Source organism: Pseudomonas sp. zfem002, assembly GCF_032621685.1.
Classification (GTDB): Bacteria; Pseudomonadota; Gammaproteobacteria; order Pseudomonadales; family Pseudomonadaceae; genus Aquipseudomonas; species Aquipseudomonas japonica.
Window position 1 is genome coordinate 1 of record NZ_JAVYJH010000026.1, and the last position, 19,108, is coordinate 19,108.

Sequence of the window (19,108 nt, forward strand, 5' to 3'; positions counted from 1 at the left end):
GCCCGCGATACCCTTGCCTCCGGCTAACACTTCCCCTTGCCGGGTGTGTAGAGGACTTTCACCTCCAAGTCTCCTGCTTTGGCCACCACAGCCAAGCAGGTTGCGCTAACGCGCAACGCGCCATGCCTGGCGCACCAACAAAAAAAGCCAGGCATTCGCCTGGCTTAGGGGTACCGCGCAATCCTCAACTGTCCGCTTTCTTGCCATCCTTCTCCTGCTTCACCACCTGCTCCTTGCCTTCATCGCCGCGATCCCCCCACAGCCGCTGCTGCTCGGCCTGGAACTGCGCCTGGAAGCGCTGGACCCGCTCGAATCCATCTTCCGCCTGGGCAACGCCGGCGCCGCTGGCGAACAGACCGGCAAGCACAATGACCTTGAGCACTCGCATAACACACCTCACCTGTTGCAGGGTCACAGGGAATTGCGACCCTCGATGCCAGCCAGTCTAAGGAGCGGCAGCTAACAGCAAGGTGAGGCGCAGATGACAATCCCGAAAGCTTCAGCAGCGCCGCGCGTCACTCCCCGCGGATCACCGGATCGATGACCTGGGTCAGCAGGTGGTCATGCCCCTCGACATGCCAGTTGGCCCAGATCCGGCCTTTCTTGTCCGGCTCCAGGCTCAGCCAGTTGCGCTCGGGCACCAGGTAATGACCCTTGAAGCCGATCGGCAGCATCCTCGCGCTCACGCCGTATTCGATGGTTTCCTGGCCGGCGCCGAACTTCTCCATGAAGTACACCGCCACCGCCGGCGGCGGCGTGTGCACGATGCCGGTGGAGACCAGCTGGAAGATCACCCCCGAGCCATTGCCATGCTGCGGCAGCGTCGACTCGATCACCGCCGCCGCGGCCACATGCACATCACCCGAGACGATGGTGACCCGCGTACCCAGTGCGGAGAAATCCAGCAGGCGCTTGATCAGGCGCTGGCGCTCGTCGCGATGCGGCTTGCTGCGCCAGTGGTCGCGCAGGTCGTCTTCCAGCTCCCAGGTGCCCGGCAGCGCATTGAGCGCCACTTCGGCGGCATTCAGGTCGAGGTAGGCCACCGGCAGGCTGGAGCACACCAGCAGATGCCGGGGTCTGGCCGTGGACAGGCCCTTGAGCCAGGTGAAGATGGAGTCCCAGGTAGCCTCCGAAGCGATGCGGGTCGGCGTGAAGCTGCCGTCCTTGCCCTTGAGGTCGGGTTGGCGCTCGCTGCGCAGGTCCGGCACCAGGATCGCCAACTCGCCCAGGCCCGCATAGACCAGGGTGAAGCCCTGGACCGGCGCGGGCTTCTCGGAAACCACAGGCAGCGCGGCCGGATGGGTTTCGCCCACCTTGAGCTGCTGCTGGAACAGCCGGTAGTAGGCCGAAGCCAGTCTGAACAGGTTCTTGTAGACCTCGCTCTCATGCAGCTCCTGCGGGTAGGAACCCCAGCCGTCGGTGATGTCGTGGTCGTCCCACATCGCCACGTAGGGAATCGCCTGGAGCATCTGGCGCACCCCGTCCTGGCTCCAGCGCGAGACGTAGAGTTCGGCGAGGAACTGGTCGACCTGCTCTTCCAGTTTCTTGTTCCAGGTCGCCCCCACCTGCTCCTTGTGCGAAAGCTCCGACCAGTCCTTCATCGGCCCGGTCAGTACCGTCAGCGAGTCGGTATAGACCTGGTCGCCGCCCATCAGCAGCAGGTGGAATTCCTTGTCCTTGACGGCGTGCCGCTGGCCCATGTCGAACCAGCGCTCGTTGGCCCTGTCGATGACTTTCTTGCGGTACTTCTCGGCAGAAAAACCGTTGCACGACTCATAGGCGATGCTCGGCGACTCGCCCGCGGCGGGCACGTGAAAACTCGCCAGGCCGTTGCCGACATCGATTTCGCAGCGCAGCGCGGTGTTTTTCTTCTGGGTGACGGCGACCTGGATTCGCCAGACGTTGCGCGTCGGTTTGCCGAACGGAATGGCGGCGATCTTCTCGACATCGATCAGTTTGCAGTTGGTCAGCTTGGCCACGGGTTGCGGATCACCCAGGTCGCTGACCAACAGCGCCGAAACGCGATACTTCCCGGCATGGATTCCCTGAAAGTGCACTAGCGGGCCGAGTCGCAGACTCATGGCGGATCCTCCCTGATCGTTGGGTAGCAGTCGATTGGCTGTGGTTGCGATGTAACAATTTGATGCTAGCTGTCGCGCAAGAACCTGCCACACAAAACGATTTTCACGGGCCAAAGATCCCTGGCACTGATCATCGCCTGATGCTCGCCGCCGACTCGCTCCTCAAGCCCGAGATCCCGGTGATCGCCATCGGCTGGGCCCATGTCACCGATTCGGCGTTCCGGGTGGTCAAGGAGTACCTGAACGTGTCGCTTTCAGAAGCGCTGAAAAAATTCACCGGCGGTACCGTGGTGGCCTCGCTCGTCGCGCTGCTGGCGACGCTGCTGCTGAACTACACCCTGGGCTGAGTCCCGGGAACCGCGCCAGGGATGGCGCTATTTTGCGAGCCAGACGGCCATGACCGACCACCGTATCTTTCTCGGCGTGGGCAGCAATGTCCAACGCGAGGCCCATATCGACATCGCCCTGAACATGCTCGGCGAGCACCTGCGCGACCTGCGCTGCTCGCCGGTGTACGAGAGCGAATCGCTGGACGGCGAGCATCCGCCGTTCTTCAACCTGGTGGTGTCGGCCACCACCGACCTGTCGGCGCGCGAGCTGATCGGCTGGCTCAAGGAGATCGAGGAACTGCACGGTCGGCGACGTGGCGCGCAGAGCCTGATCGCACTGGATATCGACCTGCTGCTGTTCGACGACTTCGCCGGGCTGGTGGACGGGGTGCGGGTGCCGCGGGGGGAGATCCTGACGCGGGCGTTCGTGCTGTATCCGTTGCAGTTGCTGGCGCCGCAACTGCGGCATCCGGAGTTCGGCTTGAGCATGGTGGAGTTGTGGAAACAGCTCAGGCCGGGCCCGGCATTGGCCCCCGTCAGATTCCAGTTTGGCCCACCTCACTCTGTAGGAGCTGGCTTGTCGTGTGACGAACCACTGCGAAGGACCGCGCAGCGGTCCCCGATCGCGCCGAGGTCTGGGACCGCTGCGCGGTCCTTCGCGGGCAAGCCACGCTCCTACAGTGACAGGGCATGACAGGTAGCGGGTCAGATGCATTTCTGCCCCACCCAACTCCGGCATTCCCATGACTTTCCCTGTCCGACCCCATGCTAGAAAGGCACCTTCCCCTGACCTGGAAGGTATCAATGCCCGCGACATCCCGCTTCACCCTGTTCTGCATCGCCTGCTTCCTGCTGTCGATCGCCTACGGCGCCACCTTCCTCCTGTCGCTGCTGGTGCATTCCTTCGGCGGCAGTGAGCGCGATGCCGGCCAGGTGTTCGCCGTGGCCATGCTCAGCACCCTGCTGGCGGTGCTCGGCTCCGGACATCTCATGCAGCGCATAGGCGCCGCCCGCAGCATCGCCGTCGCGGCGCTGTGCCTGGTGGCGGCCTCGCTGGGCTTCGCCACGGTCCCAGGCCTGGGCACGGCGCTGCTGGGCTGCGGGGTACTGCTGGGCATCGGCTGGGGCATCTTCTATACCCTGGGCCCGATCATGGTCGCGGCCATGGTCGAACCGGCGCGCCGTACCCACTGCTTCGCCCTGCTCTCCGGGAGCATGCTGAGCGGTATCGGCAGCGGTCCGTTGCTCGGCAAGCTGGCGGCGCTGACGGGCCTGCCGGTGCAAGTGGCGTTCTTCTGCGCGGCATTGGCGGCGGAGTTCAGCGGGGCCTATTTCTGGCGTCTTGGCGCCGGCCAGGATCAGCAGCGCCCGAGCGAGCAGGTGCACATCAGTCTCGCCGCCACCTTGCGCGTACTCGGCTCACGTTCGGCCTTCTCGATCCTGCTGGTGGGCCTGGGCGGTGCGATCTTCGGCGGTCTGGGCAGCTTCCAGACCAGCTATGCGGCAAGCCTGGGGCTGGATTATTCGCTGTTCTTCATCGGCTTCATGGGCGCGGCGATCTGTTGCCGGCTGCTGATCGCCGGGTGGGTGGTGAAGCGTAATCCGTTCGCCAGTTCCTGGGTGCTGACCACCCTGATGCTGGTGGCGGTGCTCGGCTTTGGTCACTGGGTGCACGACAGTGTCGGGTATGTGCTGACGGCGGCACTGCTCGGGGTCGGGTACGGGCTGAACTACTCGGTGATCAACGGGCTGGCGGCCAATGAAGCGCCGCAGCGGCTGACGGCGCAGGCGTTGCTGCTGTTCAGCCTGGCGTATTTCATTGGCGTATTCGGCTTTCCGTTCATTGCCGGGAAGCTGATCGGACAGGCCGGGGTGCAGGGGATGCTGGTGGGGATCTGGGTGATTGCCGGGGTGGTCTGGGTGGTCAGCGGCGGGCGCTGGCTGGCCTGGAAGTTCAGGTGATTTCCGGGCCTGCCCTGCAGGCCTTCGCAGGTACGCCAGCTCCTACAAAATTAGAGAAATATCAGTTAGTTATGGTCTTTCCATGAGAGCGAGTCAGGCGGCTTTATGCTCCAGCACCTCCCACCCCAGGCAAGCGAGTGCCAATGTGCGCGGCACCGCTTCGCGGCCGCTGCTGTACCTGCTGATACTGCGTGCGCTCACGCCCAGTGCATCGGCAGCCTGATCGAGCGTCATTCGATGCCTCAGACGCCAGCGAATGAAGATCCGCGTGTTTTCATCCGGCGCCGCCTGGGCCAGGGCATCCAGCAACAAGGTGTCTGCGCCGATCTGGATATCCAGCGCCGGCCATTCGACAGTCCACCCCCCATCCCCGAGGGTGGCGCCTGCGAATGCCTTGTCCTGGGCAAGCGGTGCCAGGCCTGGATACGAGGCAAGTGCATCGCTCATGTCCAGATCGAACTGCTGACCATTGGTAAAGGTAAGCGCCAGGCGTGCACCCGAGCGTGGCCGAACTGCCCGCAGGCGGGGGCGTTTCATCGATGCCATTTCATCCACTCCTTCAACAGATCGGCCTGATTGGCCGCAACCCATGCGAGGGCCTCACGTACCACTCTGGCGGGTGCCCTGCCCTGCGTAACGCTCACCGATTCCAGGCTGATCACCACATCTACCCCACCACCCGTCAAATGGACATGGGGCGGCAGGTGGTCTCTTTCTCGCAGCTCGATACGGTACTTTTCGCGAAATCGGTAGTGGGTAGACATGGCAACCATATCGCCAATTTGGCGATGCATCAAGAATGTGGCTGTTATCCCGACAGACCCTGAATGGCCTGTTGGCGCATGCGCGGCGCAGCGGCGCCGGATGTGGACAGCGGGCATGCTAGCGATCAGGTTCGAAAGAACACCAGCCAACGTCTGTCGCAAAAAGCCACGAAACTTCACCCATCTCCGACTTTCTTGTAGGCAATTTCCCAAGCATACTCGCCAGCCCTGTCAGCCGTTGCGCTCTATGGAAATGCTGCCTAGTCTTCGCCGGTCGTTGCCAAATCAACGATCGGGCTTTGACAGGCTTGAAGGTTATAGACGCGCGGCTGTTATGGCAGCTGTGCGTGTGGGCACCTTCGGGTGCGCCAGGCTCTATGGCCCCTGGTCTGTCAACCCGCGCACAGTTGCCACCCTTCCGTTTGACAGCGGCAGGTGCAAATCCCCATCAACGGCCATAGAGACACACCATGAAAAAGCACGTCCCCGACCCACCCCCAGTCATGACCATCCGCGAAGGTCTCTGCCCCGAAGAAGCCATCCGCCTCGCCGGCCAGCACCTCGAAAAAGCCATCGACCACGCCAACGAGGCAACCGAGGACCTCCCCACCAAACAACGCTGGCTGATCCACGATTCCATCCTGCAGATGCAGATCACCCGGGCGCAGCTGAAGGCATCCGCGACCGGCACATCAGTAGTGATCTGACCGGTCTGTCGCTGGCAAGCGGCGTTCCGCTTGCCAGCGACAAGGCCCGAAAGTCTCCCCCTATTCGACCCGCAGCAACTTGACCGTCGCCTGCGACCACGGCTGCCACTGCGTGCTGCCCGGCCGCTTGCCCACCGCGCACAGCGCATAGACGCCCGGCACCATCGGTGTGGCGAGATCCATCAACGGCTGCTTCAACACCGACTCCGCCTCGCCATAGCCCTTGGGCTGCTCGCACGGCGTCTCGTCGGCCGGACCGATCTTGTAGCGGATGCTCTCGAACGCCTCGTCGATCAACATGCCCCAGCGCACCGGCCGGCGCTCGCCCGCCACCTCCGGGCCGATCGGCACGCTGTCGCCATTGCCCTGGCGATGAATGACGATGCCGGTGCCCGGATCCAGGCTGGAAGCATCGAACGACCCATCCGCCTTGAACGCCTCGAGCAAACGCTCGGTCGAAGCGAAATAGGAGGTTCCCAGCTTGCCCACCGGCTGACCGCCTTCGATCTCGCAGGGTTTGCCGGAGCCACAGCCCTCCTCGCGCAGACCAGTGGAGTGCACGCCGATGATTGCCCACTCGCCCCTGGCGAAGATCGGCGACCCGGAAGATCCGCCGTAGAGACCGATGCACGGATTGGGAGTGGCCCGCGGCCAGAACCAGGGCATGTCCTTGCGCGGTTCGATCGCGCGCAGGGTTTCGAACAGCGCGACCGGTTGCCGGCTCGAACATTCGGAATAGCGCAGGTAATGGTCGCGGAACAGCCCGATCGGAATATGCGCGATATCGATATCGGGAATGGCGCCGTCGATGGCCCGCAACCGCATGGGCTTGAATCCCTTCGCGAGCACCTCGCCCCAGGTTTCACCCAGTTGCAGCACGCCGACGTCGGTCGACTTCATCGTCGAGTACAGGATCCTGACGATGGGGATACGCACATGCTGATCCTTGTTGTCGTGGAAGTACGAAGGTGTGAAGAACCAGCCCTCCCCCCTCGGACGATCCATGACCACCTCGTTGTCGCCCGTCGTCCCGGCGGCGCAGTGGCCCGCGGTGAGGATCAACGCAGGTTTCTGAGGGTCCGGGGTATCGCTGCCGGCAACCAGCGTTGCCGTGCAGGACCAGCCGATACCGATGGTGCTTTTCAATTGCCCGACGGCAAAGAAGCGCTCCGAGGTCACGTCATGCGCCGAAAGCAGCGGAGCCAGCACCGCGTCCTTCGGGGCGGGGGCGTTGAGAGGGTCGGACCAGCTCGATGGCGCATGCAGCGCACACAGGAAAAGCCCCAGGGCGGACAGGCATTTCATGGTTTACCTCCAGGTAGCAGCGCCTCAGTTCACAGGACTTTCCGGCCAGACCCGCTCCGGAATCCTCAACACCTTGATCGTCGCCTGCGACCACGGCTGCCATTGCGTACTGCCAGGACGCTTGCCCACCGCGCACAGGGTGTAGATGCCCGGCTCCGGCGGAGCGGCAAGATCCAGCAAAGGCTGCTTCAACACCGACTCGACGGCGCCGTAGCCCTTGGGCTGCTCGCAGTGGTTCTCGTCGGCCGGACCGATCTTGTAGCGGATGCTCTCGAACGCCTCGTCGATCAGCATGCCCCAGCGCACCGGCCGCGGCGGGCGATCCGGGTCCGTCCCCGGACCGTCCGGTAGCATGTCACCACTGCCCTGGCGGTGGATGACGATGCCGGTACCCGGATCGAGGCTGGCAGGATCGAACGATCCGTCGGGCTTGAACGCTTCGACCAGCCGATCGAGCGAGGAGAAGTAGGAGGTTCCCAGCTTGCCGACCAGTTGCCCGCCTTCGATCTCGCAGGGTTTACCCGAGCCACAGCCCTCCTGGCGCAAACCCGTGGAATGCACACCGACGATGTTCCACTCACCCCGGGCGAAGATCGGTGCCCCGGACGATCCGCCGTAGAGGCCGATGCAGCGATTGGCATGGGCGCTGGGGAAAAACCAGGGCACATCCTTGCGCGGCACGACCGTGTAGACGGTTTCATACATCGCAACCGGTTGACGGCTCGCGCATTCGGAATAGCGCAGGTACCAGGTCGGCGGGGGAAACATGCCGATCGGGATATGCGCGATATCGAGATCAGGGTTGCTACCAGCCAGGCTGCGCATGCGTAGCGGCTTGAAGCCCCGTTCGCGCATCTGGCCGTAGGTTTCGCCCAGTTGCATCACGCCCAGGTCGGTCGACTTCATGGTCGAGTAGAGAATCGAGACGATGGGGATACGCACCTGCTGATCCACGTTGTCGTGGAAGTAGGAAGGGCTGAAATACCAGCCCTCGTCCGAGGGGCGGTTCACGACCACCTCGTTGTCGCCCGTCAGCCCGGCAGCGCAATGACCCGCGGTGAGAATCAGAGCAGGCTTGTCCGGATCCGGGCTATCGCTGCCGGCGACCAGCGTGGCCGTGCAGTTCCAGCCAACGCCCATGGAGCGGCGCATCTGCCCGACGGAAAAAAACCGTTCTGAAGTCACGTCATACGCAGACAACAGGGGCGCCAGCTCCACGTTCGCCGGCGCGGGTTCGTTGAGTGGATCGGACCAGGTCAGTGGTGTGTACAGCACCCAGAGCGCGGCAGCGGTTGGCAGGAGTTTCATGGCTCGTTCCCATAGACGGATGCGTTTCCCGTCGAAACGCTGAAGCCATTGAACGGGAGGTATCGTCGCCTGTCAGCCTGACAGAAGTGCCAGGTAGGACCTTCACGCCACTGTCCATTGCCTTTCGAAAACCGTCGCAAATGGGTACGAAACTTCACCCATCTCCGACTTTCATGTAGGCAATTTCCCAAGCATACTCCCCGGCCTTATCAGCCGTTGCGCTCCATTGAAATGCTGCCTAGTCTTCGCCGGTCGTTGCACATCGACGACCGGCTTTGACAGGCCGTATTCATAGGCGCCGGCTGCTATGGCAGCTGTGCGTGCGGGCGCACTCGTGCGCGCCGAGGTACCTATGACTCGGTCTGTCAACCCACGTACAGTTGCCACCCTTCTGTTTGACAGCAGGATTGGTGGTAATCCCTTCACTCATAGGATTGCACCCATGAAAAAGCACGTCCCCGACCCACCCCCAGTCATGACCATCCGCGACGGCCTCTGCCTCGAAGAAGCCATCCGACTCGCCGGCCAGCACCTCGAAAAAGCCATCGACCACGCCAACGAGGCAACCGAGGACCTCCCCACCAAACAACGCTGGCTGATCCACGATTCCATCCTGCAGATGCAGATCACCCGGGCGCTGCTGAAGGCGTCCGCGACCGGCACATCAGTAGTGATCTGACCGGTCTGTCGCTGGCAAGCGGCGTTCCGCTTGCCAGCGACAAGGCCCGAAAGTCTCCCCCTACTCGACCCGCAGCAACTTGACCGTCGCCTGCGACCACGGCTGCCACGTCTCGCTGCCAGGCCGCTTGCCCACCGCGCAGAGCACGTAGACGCCCGACGCCATCGGGGTAGCACGGTCCATCAGGGCTTGCTGCAACACCGGTTCGGCAGCGCCATACCCCTTGGGCTGCTCGCACGGCGTCTCGTCGGCCGGCCCGATCTTGTAGCGGATGCTCTCGAACGACTCATCGATCAACATGCCCCAGCGCACCGGCCGGCGCTCGCCCTCGTCCTTCGGGCCCGTCGGTGGAATGTCATCATTGCCTTGGCGGTGGATAACGATGCCAGTGCCCGGGTCGAGGCTGGAAGGGTCGAACGAGCCATCCGCCTTGAACCCCTCGACCAAAGGCTCGATCGAGGCGAAGTAGGACGTGCCCAGCTTGCCAACTGGCTGCCCGGCTTCGATTTCACAGGGCTTGCCGGTACCGCACCCCTCCTCCTGCAGACTGGTGGAAACCACACCGATGATCGTCCACTCGCCCCTGGCGAAGATGGGGGCACCGGACGATCCGCCATAGATGCCAATGCAGGTGTTGGGGTGGGCGCCCGGCCAGAACCAGGGCAGGTCCTTTTGCAACGCGGCCTCACGCGCCGTTTCGAACAAGGCCGCCGGTTGCCGGCTCGGGCACTCGGAGTACCGCAGGTAATGATCGCGGAACAGCCCCCTCGGAACATGGGCAATATCGATATCCGGGGTGGCACCCTCCAGGGCTCGCAGACGCATGGGTTTGAAGCCTTTTTCGAGCAACTGGCCATAGGTTTCGCCCAACTGCAGGACGCCGATGTCGGCCGACTTCATCGTCGAATAGACAATCCGGCTGATAGGGATCCGAATATGTTGATCCTTGTTGTCATGAAAATAGGATGGCGTGAAATACCAGCCCTCGTCCGTGGGGCGATCGCTGACCACTTCGTTATCACCGGTCATTCCTGCGGCACAGTGGCCGGCCGTCACCAGCAGCGCCGGTTTGTCTGGATCAGGGTTGTCACCGCCGGCCACCAGCGTTGCCGTGCACGACCAGCCTATGCCGATGGTGCGTCCGATCTGGCCTACGGAAAAGAAACGCGCCGAGGTAACGTCATGCGCGGACAGCAGCGGCGCCAGCACCGCGTCCTTCGGTGCGGGCTCGTTGAGCAGGTCAGACCATGTCAGTTGGGCGTGCAACGCACACAGCACGGTCGCGCAGGCTGGCAGGATTTTCATGGATTTCTCCCTGTGGGCAGGCGCGTTTCCCGTCGAAACGCTGAAGCCATTGAACGGGAGGTGTCGTCGCCTGTCAGCCTGACAGAAATGCCAGGTAGGTCCGATGCAGATCACACCGGCGCTGTTGAAGGCGTCCGTAACCGGCACCTCGGTGTGATCTGACCGGCCAGTCTCCCACCGGGTCGCCTACCAGCCGCAGGGCTCGGGCCCGGCGCAAGACCCTGGGAGCTGGCCGGGAAACCGCACCCCGGTTTGACACCAGCAATCTCCCTCGGCTAGAAACACCTCGCCTTCGCCACCAACAACAACGCCATGACCAGCACCCCGATCCCCATCCTCGACCTCGGCCGCGACTACGACCAGCGCTATGCCGACGCCGACCTGCACTACGACGCCCACGGTCGCCTGTCCGCGGTGTTCGGGCGCAATGTCGCGGTGCATCGGCACGACCGCTTCTTCCAGATCCACTACATGGTCAAGGGCCAGGTCCACGTCTACCTCGACGACACTCCCTACCGCCTGCAAGGTCCGATGCTGTTCTTCACCCCGCCGGGTATCCCCCACGCCTTCGTCACCGACGCCGAATGCGAAGGCCACGTGATCACCCTGCGCCAGCCCTGGGTCTGGCAGATGTTCAGCGACGGCAAGCGCGCCCCCGACCCGCGCCTGGAAATCCCCCTGTGCGTCAGCCTCGCCGACCTGCCCGCCGAACTGGCCGCCGAGGCCGCACAGATCGACCAGTTGTTCCACCTGCTGCAACGGGAATTCCGCGCCGACCTGCCGGGCCGCGAGCTGAACCTGCAGGCGCTGGTGCGGCTGATCCTGGTCACCCTCCTGCGCCTGGCCGGCAACGCCCAGCCCGACTGGCAGGTCAACCGCCCCGACCTGCTACTGTTCCACCGCTTCAACCTGCTGGTGGAACAGCATTTCCACGAGCACTGGCCGATGCCGAACTACGCCGAGCTGCTGGGCCTGACCACCGCCCGCCTCAACCTGGTCTGCCGGCGCATCGCGCAGATGTCGGCCAAGCGCGTGGTCTGGGAACGCCAGGCGCAGGAGGCGCGGCGCCTGCTGCTGCACAGCGGGATGTCGATCAACGAGATCTGCTACGAGCTGGGGTTCAAGGATCCGGGGTATTTTTCGCGGTTCTTTACTCAGCAGGTGGGTGTCAGCCCGCGCGACTACCGCGCCGAGAACCTTACGAAAACTACAAGTTTTCCAACCTAAGCGTCATTCAGCCCAGAACCCCGTCACTTCATCATGCTGCCCAGCCCCCAAGGCTTCCGATAACTACAATCAGCGGAGACCAGCATGCCCACCGCCCAGCCCGAAACCCTGCGCCCGTTCACCGGCGCCGAGTACCTTGAAAGCCTGCGTGACGATCGCGAAATCTACATCTACGGCGACCGCGTCAAGGACGTCACCACCCACCCGGCGTTCCGCAACTCGGCGGCCTCCATCGCCCGGCTCTACGACGCCCTGCACGACCCCGAACACCACGAGCAACTGTGCTGGCCGACCGATACCGGCAACGGCGGCTACACCCACAAGTTCTTCCGCATCGCCGAGAGCGCCGAGCAACTGCGCGAGCAGCGCGACGCCATCGCCGCCTGGGCGCGCCTGTCCTACGGCTGGATGGGGCGCACCCCGGACTACAAGGCGGCGTTCGGCGCGGTGCTCGGCGCCAACCCGGAGTTCTACGGCGAATACGCGGACAACGCCCGCGCCTGGTACAAGCGCATCCAGGAATCCTGCCTGTACCTCAACCACGCCATCGTCAACCCACCCATCGACCGCGACAAACCCGGCGACGAGGTCAAGGACGTGTTCATCCGCGTGGTCCGCGAGGTGGAAGGCGGGATCATCGTCAAGGGCGCCAAGGTGGTGGCGACCAACTCGGCCCTGACCCACTACAACTTCATCGGCTTCGGCTCGGCCCAGGTCATGGGCGACGATCCGGACTTCGCCCTGATGTTCCTCGCGCCGATGAACAGCCCCGGCCTCAAGCTGATCTGCCGCCCGTCCTACGAGCTGCAGGCCGGCCTGACCGGCTCGCCGTTCGACTACCCGCTGTCGAGCCGCTTCGACGAGAACGACGCGATCCTGATCCTCGACGACGTCTTCGTGCCCTGGGAGAACGTGCTGGTCTACCGCGACTACGAGCGTTGCCGCCGTTTCGCCAGCGCCGGCGGCTTTGGCCGGCTGTACCCGATGCAGGGCTGCACGCGGCTGGCGGTCAAGCTCGACTTCATCTCGGGCCTGCTGACCAAGGCCCTGGAGTGCACCGGCTCGCTGGAGTTTCGCGGCGTCTCGGCGCAGGTCGGCGAGGTGATCGCCTGGCGCAATCTGTTCTGGTCGCTGACCGACGCCATGTGCGGCGCGCCGGAGCGCCAGGACACCTGGAGCATCCCGGCGCTGCTGCCGAGCAACCAGGCGCAGCAGGTCTACCGGGTGATGGCGCCGACCGCCTATCCGGCGATCAAGAAGATCATCGAGCAGACCGTGGCCAGCGGCCTGATCTACCTGCCCAGCGGCGTGCGCGATTTCGCCAATCCGGAACTGGACAAGTACCTCGCCACCTACTGCCGCGGCTCCGGCGGCATGGACCACCGCCAGCGGGTGAAGATCCTCAAGCTGCTGTGGGACGCCATCGGCAGCGAGTTCGGCGGCCGCCACGAGCTGTACGAGATCAACTACGCCGGCAACCAGGACGACATCCGCCTGCAGACCCTCGCCTACGCCCGCGCCAGCGGCGCCATGGCCGGCATGCAGGGCCTGGTCGAGCAGTGCCTGGCCGACTACGACGAGCAAGGCTGGAGCGTGCCGCACCTGCACAACCCGACCGATATCAACGCCCTCGACGGCATCCGTCAGTAACCGGAGATCCGCGATGAACACTCAGCAACAGGCGTTTCGCGAAGCCATGGCGCACCTGTCCGCCGCGGTCAGCGTGATCACCAGCTACGGCCCGGCCGGGCGCTGCGGCATCACCGCCACCGCGGTGTGCTCGGTGACCGACACGCCGCCGACCCTGCTGGTCTGCGTCAACCGCAACAGCGCGCTGAACGCGGTGATCAAGGCCAACGGCCGGCTCTGCGTGAATGTGCTGGCCAGCGAGCACGAAGAGGTGGCGCGGCATTTCGCCGGGATCACCCAGGTGACCATGGAGCAGCGCTTCGGCCTGCATGACTGGCAGTTGCAGGAGGCCGCCCAGCCGAGGCTGAGCGATGCCCTGGCCAACCTCGAAGGTCGGGTGACCCAGGTGCAGGAGGTGGGTACCCACTCGGTGTTGCTGGTGGAGCTGGAGGATATCCAGGTGCGCGACAGCGGTGACGGGCTGGTGTACTTCAGCCGTGCCTTTCATCCGCTAACGCGGCCGAGCGCGGCCTTGTAGGAGCTGGCTAGCCTGCGAAGGACCGCGCAGCGGTCCCAGACTTCACCGCCATCAGGGACCGCTGCGCGGTCCTTCGCGGGCAAGCCTCGCTCCTACAGGTCCTCCCCAGGCAAGCCAGTCACTACGGGGTCCGCGTTCGCTTCAGTCGAAATCACTCGCCGAATGCCGCTCCGGCAACTGCTCCGCCTCATCCCCCCAGGTCTTGTTGACCCGCTGCCCACGCTTCACCGCCGGGCGCTCGGCAATCTCGTCGGCCCAGCGCAGCACATGGGTGTAGCGCTGTGCATCGAGGAACTCGGCAGCACCATAGACCTTGTTGCGCAGCATCTCGCCGAACCACGGCCAGCAGGCGATATCGGCGATGCTGTATTCGTCCCCCGCCACATAGCGGTGTTCCGCCAGCTGACGATCGAGCACGTCGAGCAGGCGCTTGACCTCCATGGTGTAGCGGTTGATCGGGTATTCGAACTTCTCCGGCGCATAGGCGAAGAAGTGCCCGAAACCACCCCCGACGAAACCCGCCCCGCTCATCTGCCAGAACAGCCAGTTCAGGCATTCGGCGCGCTTGGCCGGGTCCTTGGGAATGAAGGCGCCAAAGGAGTCGGCCAGGTACAACAGGATCGAACCGGACTCGAACAGGCGCACGGCCGGTTTGACCCGGGTGTCGAGCAGCGCCGGGATCTTCGAGTTGGGGTTGAGCTCGACGAAGCCGCTACCGAACTGCTCGCCCTCGCCGATGCGGATCAGCCAGGCGTCGTATTCGGCGTCCTTGAAGCCGGCGGCCAGCAGCTCTTCGAGCAGGATGCCGACCTTGGCGCCGTTGGGTGTGGCCAGCGAGTACAACTGCAGCGGGTGGCGACCCTGGGGCAGTTCGCGCTCGTGGGTGGGGCCGGCGATGGGCCGGTTGATATTGGCGAACTGGCCGCCGCTGGCCTTGTCCCAGGTCCAGACCCTGGGTGGAGTGTAGGGTTGATCCGACATACACAAGCCCTCTTCGATGTAGGCAAAACAGCCGTCTTTATCAGCCATTCGGCAGCGTCGGGCAAGCCGACGTTCACTTTTCCCACCTCGCCAGCGCCAGGCGATTCGTGGTAATTCCACGGTTGTGCCTTTTCTCCTCGTTACCGGGTCATCCGCCATGCCAGCCGAGTCCGCCAAACCCTTCACCCTGCTGATCGTGGTCTTCCCCTGGTTCAACCTGGCGGCGACCACGGCGTTCATCGACCCCTTTCGCGCTGCCAACTACCTCAGCGGGCATACCCATTTCCACTGGGAGCTGACCTCGATGCACGGCGGCATGGTCGAGGCCAGCAATGCCATGAGCATCGCCAGCGTGGCGCTGAGCGAGGTGCAGCAACCGACGCCGGACCTGGTCATGCTGTCGTCCAGCTGGAACCCCGAGACCCTGCACAGCCCGGCCCTCAGCGCGGCCCTGCGTGGCTGGGCGCGGGACGGGGCGATCCTCGCCGCGCTGGACACCGGCACCTACCTGCTGGCCGAGGCCGGGCTGCTGGATGGCCGGCGCGCCACCGCGCACTACGAACATATCGACTCGCTCAAGGAGCTGTACCCGCAGGTGGAGATCTGCGAGGACATGCTGGTCATGGAGGGCAAGCGCATCACCTGCTGCGGCGGCGCGGCGGCCACCGATTGCGCGCTGCACATCATCCGTTCGCTGCATGGGGACGTGCTGGCCAACGAGACCGCACGCTACCTGTTCCATGAACGCCTGCGTCCGCTGGGCAGCCAGCAGAATCCGCAGGCGCCGCAGCCGCTGGGCAACACCGTGCCGGACCTGGTGCGCCAGGCGATCCGCCTCATGGAGGAGAACCTGGAGGAGGCCGTGGCGATTCCGGCGATCTGCGCGCGCATCGGCATCTCGCAGCGCCAGCTGGATCGCCTGTTCAACCAGATCGTCGGCAAGAGTCCGGCGCTGTATTACCGCGATATCCGCCTGGACCGGGCGCGCTGCCTGGTGACGCAGACGGACATGTCCTTGATGGAGATCGCGGTGGCGTCGGGGTTCTTCAATCAGTCGCATTTCAGCCGGATCTACCGGGAGCGCTTTGGTTTGACGCCGAGGAAGGACCGGCAGGAAGGGCGGATACCGTTCGAGTACCGGGCCTGGCCGATGCATCAGGTGACCCCGCAAACCTGAAGCCGACACAAAACCCTGTAGGAGCGGGCAACGCCCGCTCCCACAGGTTGCGCGACGACCGACAGTGATCCCCGTGGGAGCGGGCGTTGCCCGCGATGAGGCCCGCAAGAGCGACACAGGTCGCAAAATCCACCCCACATACCCAAAAACGACCCCGGCGAAAAACCGACAAACCACGGCCATTCCTGCACATTTCCCGCCCCGCCGCGCGCCCACTATCAGCCCCGAAGACAAGAACTCCAACATCAACAATTCTTGTACGGGACGACCGCTGATATGTCTGAAGTCATCGCCAAAACCCAGTTCGACGCCATCGCCCGGGGCTACCATCCCGACCCGCTGGTATCCCAGTCGCTGCGCAAGGAAGCCTATGTCGACCCGCAGTGGTTCCAGCTCGACCAGCAACGCATCATCAGCCAGTCGTGGCAGTGGGTCTGCCATGTGGAGAAGGTCCGCGAGCCCGGCAGCTACATCACCGCCGAGATCGCCGGCAACCCGGTGGCCGTGCTGCGCGACCAGAACGGCCAGCTCAAGGCCTTCTACAACGTCTGCAAGCACCGCGCCCACCCGCTGCTGGCCGGTGAAGGCACGGTCAAGCGGATCATCTGCCCCTACCACTCCTGGTGCTACGGCCTCGACGGTGCCCTCACCGGCGCACCCCATGTCGGCGGGCTGAAGGACTTCAACAAGAGCGACATCCACCTGAGCCCGGTGCAGGTCGAGGAGTTCTGCGGCTTCATCTTCGTCAACCTCGACCCCGACGCCCGCCCGCTCGCCGAACAGTCCGGCGAGCTGCAGCAGGAAGTCCTGCACTGGGCCCCGGACGTGGCCAACCTGACCTTCGGCCACCGCCTGACCTACGCGATCAAATCCAACTGGAAGAACGTGGTCGACAACTTCCTCGAGTGCTACCACTGCCCCACCGCGCACAAGGACTTCTGCACCCTGGTCGACATGGACACCTACAAGGTGCAGACCCACGGCATCTACTCCAGCCACATGGCCGAGGCCGGTCACGGCCAGAACAGCGCCTACGACACCTCCAGGGCCAAGGTGCGCACCCACGCGGTGTGGTGGCTGTGGCCCAACACCTGCCTGATGCGCTACCCCGGGCGCAGCTCGATGATCGTCCTGCACATCATCCCCGCCGGCCCCGACCTGACCTACGAAACCTACGACTTCTACCTGGAGACCCCCGAGCCCGACGAGATGGAGCGCGAGGCCATCCGCTACCTCGACGAGGTGCTGCAGGTGGAGGACATCTCCCTGGTCGAGAACGTCCAGCGCGGCATGCGCACCCCGGCCTTCGAGCAGGGGCGGATCGTCACCGACCCGAACGGCTCGGGCAAGTCCGAACACGCCCTGCACCACTTCCACGGCCTGGTCCTCGATGCCTACCGCAAGGGGCTGCAGGCATGAGCGGGTCATTGCACGGCAAGGTGGCGCTGGTCACCGGCGGCGTCGGCGGCATCGGTCAGGCGATCTGCGCGCGCTTCGTCCGCGAAGGCGCGACGGTGTTCGCCGCCGATCTGCGCGAAGGTGCGGCGGCCCCCGGCAGCCGTTTCCTGCAACTGGACGTGGCCTGCGAGGACAGCGTGCGCGCCGCCATGGACCAGGTCCGTGAAGCGGTCGGCAAGCTCGATGTGCTGGTCAACGCCGCCGGCATCGAGATCGAGAAGACCATCGAGGAAACCAGCCTGGCCGACTGGAACCGCATCTTCGCGGTCAATGTCACCGGCACCTTCCTGGTCTCGAAACATGCCCTGCCGCTGCTGCGCGAGGGCAGCGGCGCGAGCATCGTCAACTTCGGTTCCTACGACGGCTTCATCGCCGACCCGGGCCTCGCCGCCTACTGCGCGACCAAGGGCGCCGTGCACGCCCTGACCCGGGCCATGGCCTGCGACCACGGCCCGCAAGGCATCCGCGTCAACGCGATCTGCCCCGGCTACATCGACACGCCGATGCTGCGCAGCTTCTTCCGCGACCACGGCGATATCGACAGCCTCGAAGCGGCGGTGCGCGACGTCCATCCGACCCGGCGCTACGGCACCCCGGACGACGTCGCCAACCTGGTCAACTGGCTGGCCGGCGACGAGGCGCGCTATGCCTCGGGCCAGCTGTGGGTCCTCGACGGCGGCCTGACCGCCCAAGTCCAGCAAATGAAACTGTGAGAACCATCATGCCGAAATCCGTGATCATCACCTGCGCCACCACCGGTGGCGTGCACACCCCGACCATGTCGCCATACCTGCCGATCACCCCGGACGAGATCGCCGCTTCGTCCATCGAGGCCGCCGACGCCGGCGCCTCGATCATCCACCTGCATGCGCGCCATCCCGAGACCGGCAAGCCGGACCCGCGCCCCGAGCTGTTCCGCGATTTCATGGGGCAGATCAAGGGCCGCAGCGACGCCGTGCTCAACGTCTCCACCGGCGGCGGCCTGGGCATGAGCCGCGAGGAACGCCTGCGCGCCGCCATCAGCCTGAGCCCGGAAATGGCCTCGCTGAACGTCGGTTCGATGAACTTCGGCATCTTCCCGATGAAGGCCAAGCACAGCAGCTGGAAGCACGACTGGGAGCCGGCGTTCCTCGACAGCACCCGCGACTTCATTTTCCGCAACACCTTCACCGACATCGAATACATCCTCAAGGAACTGGGCGACGGCCACGGCACCCGCTTCGAGTTCGAGTGCTACGACCTCGGCCACCTGTACAACCTGGCCTGGGTCATCGACCAGGGCTGGATCAAGCCGCCGTTCTTCGTGCAGATGGTCTTCGGCGTGCTCGGCGGGGTCGGCGCCGACCTCGACAACCTGATGCACATGCACACCATCGCGCAGAAGCTGTTCGGCAACGCCTACGAATGGTCGGTGCTGGCCGCCGGCAAGAACCAGATGGCCTTCGCCACCCAGGCCGCGCTGCTCGGCGGCAACCTGCGGGTCGGCCTGGAGGACAGCCTGTACAGCGGCCCCGGCGAACTGGCCAGGAGCAACGCCGAGCAGGTGCGCAAGGTCCGCGGCATCGTCGAGAGCCTGGGCCTGAAGGTCGCGACGCCCGCCGAGGCGCGCCAGCGCCTGGGCCTCAAGGGCGGCGACCAGGTCGAGTTCTGACTTTCGG

19 protein-coding genes and 1 pseudogene are annotated in these 19,108 nt (G+C 64.6%); 12 read left to right on the forward strand and 8 right to left on the reverse strand.

Features of this window, described 5'->3' with window-relative positions:
* Window positions 1-184: 184 nt before the first annotated feature.
* The gene (locus tag RTI28_RS24925) at window positions 185-382 is read right to left on the reverse strand and encodes a hypothetical protein (RefSeq protein WP_316922943.1); all 198 of its coding nucleotides are present in this window, start codon (window positions 380-382) and stop codon (window positions 185-187) included.
* Window positions 383-515: 133 nt separating this feature from the next.
* Complete coding sequence (locus tag RTI28_RS24930; protein ID WP_316922944.1) at window positions 516-2,081, reverse strand: alkaline phosphatase D family protein; 1,566 nt, start codon at window positions 2,079-2,081, stop codon at window positions 516-518.
* Window positions 2,082-2,266: 185 nt separating this feature from the next.
* Here RTI28_RS24930 and RTI28_RS24935 point away from each other — a divergent pair.
* The 3 genes and pseudogenes from RTI28_RS24935 to RTI28_RS24945 form a co-directional block, all read left to right on the forward strand.
* Window positions 2,267-2,428, forward strand: a pseudogene (locus tag RTI28_RS24935) (permease DsdX); the annotation flags it as partial.
* 49 nt (window positions 2,429-2,477) lie between these two features.
* A complete protein-coding gene (folK, locus tag RTI28_RS24940; protein ID WP_316922945.1) occupies window positions 2,478-3,104 on the forward strand; it encodes a 2-amino-4-hydroxy-6-hydroxymethyldihydropteridine diphosphokinase in 627 nt (208 codons plus the stop codon).
* 110 nt (window positions 3,105-3,214) lie between these two features.
* Window positions 3,215-4,372: an MFS transporter gene (locus RTI28_RS24945; protein ID WP_316922946.1), complete on the forward strand. Its 1,158-nt coding sequence runs from the start codon at window positions 3,215-3,217 to the stop codon at window positions 4,370-4,372.
* Between the two features lie 93 nt (window positions 4,373-4,465).
* On the opposite strand, the gene RTI28_RS24950 is transcribed toward RTI28_RS24945, so the two are convergent.
* Window positions 4,466-4,918 (reverse strand): DUF2442 domain-containing protein, encoded by a 453-nt coding sequence (locus RTI28_RS24950; RefSeq protein WP_316922947.1) that lies wholly within the window; start codon window positions 4,916-4,918, stop codon window positions 4,466-4,468.
* Window positions 4,906-5,136 carry a DUF4160 domain-containing protein gene (locus RTI28_RS24955; protein WP_316923048.1) on the reverse strand — a complete coding sequence of 77 codons (231 nt, stop codon included), beginning with the start codon at window positions 5,134-5,136 and terminating at the stop codon, window positions 4,906-4,908. The genes RTI28_RS24950 and RTI28_RS24955 overlap by 13 nt, the downstream gene beginning before the upstream one ends.
* Window positions 5,137-5,606: 470 nt before the next feature.
* Between RTI28_RS24955 and RTI28_RS24960 the strand changes: the two genes are divergently transcribed.
* Window positions 5,607-5,843 carry a hypothetical protein gene (locus tag RTI28_RS24960; RefSeq protein ID WP_316922948.1) on the forward strand — a complete coding sequence of 79 codons (237 nt, stop codon included), beginning with the start codon at window positions 5,607-5,609 and terminating at the stop codon, window positions 5,841-5,843.
* 60 nt (window positions 5,844-5,903) lie between these two features.
* Here RTI28_RS24960 and RTI28_RS24965 read toward each other — a convergent pair whose 3' ends face one another.
* Window positions 5,904-7,148 carry a hypothetical protein gene (locus RTI28_RS24965; protein WP_316922949.1) on the reverse strand — a complete coding sequence of 415 codons (1,245 nt, stop codon included), beginning with the start codon at window positions 7,146-7,148 and terminating at the stop codon, window positions 5,904-5,906.
* A gap of 24 nt (window positions 7,149-7,172) precedes the next feature.
* Entirely contained in the window at window positions 7,173-8,456 is a 1,284-nt protein-coding gene (locus RTI28_RS24970) for a hypothetical protein (protein WP_316922950.1), read from the reverse strand.
* 442 nt (window positions 8,457-8,898) lie between these two features.
* On the opposite strand from RTI28_RS24970, the gene RTI28_RS24975 reads away from it, so the two are divergent.
* Window positions 8,899-9,135, forward strand: coding sequence for a hypothetical protein (locus tag RTI28_RS24975; protein WP_316922951.1), 237 nt, complete (start codon window positions 8,899-8,901; stop codon window positions 9,133-9,135).
* 60 nt (window positions 9,136-9,195) lie between these two features.
* Here the strand turns inward: RTI28_RS24975 and RTI28_RS24980 are convergent, their stop codons facing one another.
* On the reverse strand, window positions 9,196-10,440 hold the full coding sequence (locus RTI28_RS24980) for a hypothetical protein (RefSeq protein ID WP_316922952.1): 1,245 nt from the start codon (window positions 10,438-10,440) through the stop codon (window positions 9,196-9,198).
* 312 nt (window positions 10,441-10,752) lie between these two features.
* Between RTI28_RS24980 and hpaA the strand changes: the two genes are divergently transcribed.
* The 3 genes from hpaA to hpaC all read left to right on the forward strand — a co-directional run bounded on the left by hpaA (window position 10,753) and on the right by hpaC (window position 13,834).
* On the forward strand, window positions 10,753-11,667 hold the full coding sequence (hpaA, locus tag RTI28_RS24985; protein WP_316922953.1) for a 4-hydroxyphenylacetate catabolism regulatory protein HpaA: 915 nt from the start codon (window positions 10,753-10,755) through the stop codon (window positions 11,665-11,667).
* A gap of 84 nt (window positions 11,668-11,751) precedes the next feature.
* A complete protein-coding gene (hpaB, locus tag RTI28_RS24990; protein WP_316922954.1) occupies window positions 11,752-13,317 on the forward strand; it encodes a 4-hydroxyphenylacetate 3-monooxygenase, oxygenase component in 1,566 nt (521 codons plus the stop codon).
* Between the two features lie 13 nt (window positions 13,318-13,330).
* Window positions 13,331-13,834, forward strand: a complete 504-nt coding sequence (gene hpaC, locus RTI28_RS24995; RefSeq protein WP_316922955.1) for a 4-hydroxyphenylacetate 3-monooxygenase, reductase component — start codon at window positions 13,331-13,333, stop codon at window positions 13,832-13,834.
* 141 nt (window positions 13,835-13,975) lie between these two features.
* Here hpaC and yghU read toward each other — a convergent pair whose 3' ends face one another.
* Window positions 13,976-14,815, reverse strand: coding sequence for a glutathione-dependent disulfide-bond oxidoreductase (gene yghU / locus RTI28_RS25000; protein WP_316922956.1), 840 nt, complete (start codon window positions 14,813-14,815; stop codon window positions 13,976-13,978).
* Window positions 14,816-14,972: 157 nt separating this feature from the next.
* Here yghU and RTI28_RS25005 point away from each other — a divergent pair, with 157 nt between their 5' ends.
* The 4 genes from RTI28_RS25005 to RTI28_RS25020 all read left to right on the forward strand — a co-directional run bounded on the left by RTI28_RS25005 (window position 14,973) and on the right by RTI28_RS25020 (window position 19,101).
* Window positions 14,973-15,992, forward strand: coding sequence for a GlxA family transcriptional regulator (locus tag RTI28_RS25005; protein ID WP_316922957.1), 1,020 nt, complete (start codon window positions 14,973-14,975; stop codon window positions 15,990-15,992).
* A 276-nt stretch (window positions 15,993-16,268) separates the two neighbouring features.
* The gene (locus RTI28_RS25010; RefSeq protein ID WP_316922958.1) at window positions 16,269-17,411 is read left to right on the forward strand and encodes a ring-hydroxylating oxygenase subunit alpha; all 1,143 of its coding nucleotides are present in this window, start codon (window positions 16,269-16,271) and stop codon (window positions 17,409-17,411) included.
* Entirely contained in the window at window positions 17,408-18,163 is a 756-nt protein-coding gene (locus tag RTI28_RS25015) for an SDR family oxidoreductase (RefSeq protein ID WP_316922959.1), read from the forward strand. The genes RTI28_RS25010 and RTI28_RS25015 overlap by 4 nt, the downstream gene beginning before the upstream one ends.
* Window positions 18,164-18,171: 8 nt before the next feature.
* Window positions 18,172-19,101, forward strand: coding sequence for a 3-keto-5-aminohexanoate cleavage protein (locus RTI28_RS25020; protein ID WP_316922960.1), 930 nt, complete (start codon window positions 18,172-18,174; stop codon window positions 19,099-19,101).
* Window positions 19,102-19,108: the final 7 nt, after the last annotated feature.

What these genes read in the sequence shown, in the direction of transcription:
- RTI28_RS24930 (WP_316922944.1), bottom strand. Translation starts at nt 2,081, where the DNA reads ATGAGTCTGCGACTCGGCCCGCTAGTGCACTTTCAGGGAATCCATGCC.
- folK (WP_316922945.1), top strand. Translation starts at nt 2,478, where the DNA reads ATGACCGACCACCGTATCTTTCTCGGCGTGGGCAGCAATGTCCAACGC.
- RTI28_RS24945 (WP_316922946.1), top strand. Translation starts at nt 3,215, where the DNA reads ATGCCCGCGACATCCCGCTTCACCCTGTTCTGCATCGCCTGCTTCCTG.
- RTI28_RS24950 (WP_316922947.1), bottom strand. Translation starts at nt 4,918, where the DNA reads ATGGCATCGATGAAACGCCCCCGCCTGCGGGCAGTTCGGCCACGCTCG.
- RTI28_RS24955 (WP_316923048.1), bottom strand. Translation starts at nt 5,136, where the DNA reads ATGTCTACCCACTACCGATTTCGCGAAAAGTACCGTATCGAGCTGCGA.
- RTI28_RS24960 (WP_316922948.1), top strand. Translation starts at nt 5,607, where the DNA reads ATGAAAAAGCACGTCCCCGACCCACCCCCAGTCATGACCATCCGCGAA.
- RTI28_RS24965 (WP_316922949.1), bottom strand. Translation starts at nt 7,148, where the DNA reads ATGAAATGCCTGTCCGCCCTGGGGCTTTTCCTGTGTGCGCTGCATGCG.
- RTI28_RS24970 (WP_316922950.1), bottom strand. Translation starts at nt 8,456, where the DNA reads ATGAAACTCCTGCCAACCGCTGCCGCGCTCTGGGTGCTGTACACACCA.
- RTI28_RS24975 (WP_316922951.1), top strand. Translation starts at nt 8,899, where the DNA reads ATGAAAAAGCACGTCCCCGACCCACCCCCAGTCATGACCATCCGCGAC.
- RTI28_RS24980 (WP_316922952.1), bottom strand. Translation starts at nt 10,440, where the DNA reads ATGAAAATCCTGCCAGCCTGCGCGACCGTGCTGTGTGCGTTGCACGCC.
- hpaA (WP_316922953.1), top strand. Translation starts at nt 10,753, where the DNA reads ATGACCAGCACCCCGATCCCCATCCTCGACCTCGGCCGCGACTACGAC.
- hpaB (WP_316922954.1), top strand. Translation starts at nt 11,752, where the DNA reads ATGCCCACCGCCCAGCCCGAAACCCTGCGCCCGTTCACCGGCGCCGAG.
- hpaC (WP_316922955.1), top strand. Translation starts at nt 13,331, where the DNA reads ATGAACACTCAGCAACAGGCGTTTCGCGAAGCCATGGCGCACCTGTCC.
- yghU (WP_316922956.1), bottom strand. Translation starts at nt 14,815, where the DNA reads ATGTCGGATCAACCCTACACTCCACCCAGGGTCTGGACCTGGGACAAG.
- RTI28_RS25005 (WP_316922957.1), top strand. Translation starts at nt 14,973, where the DNA reads ATGCCAGCCGAGTCCGCCAAACCCTTCACCCTGCTGATCGTGGTCTTC.
- RTI28_RS25010 (WP_316922958.1), top strand. Translation starts at nt 16,269, where the DNA reads ATGTCTGAAGTCATCGCCAAAACCCAGTTCGACGCCATCGCCCGGGGC.
- RTI28_RS25015 (WP_316922959.1), top strand. Translation starts at nt 17,408, where the DNA reads ATGAGCGGGTCATTGCACGGCAAGGTGGCGCTGGTCACCGGCGGCGTC.
- RTI28_RS25020 (WP_316922960.1), top strand. Translation starts at nt 18,172, where the DNA reads ATGCCGAAATCCGTGATCATCACCTGCGCCACCACCGGTGGCGTGCAC.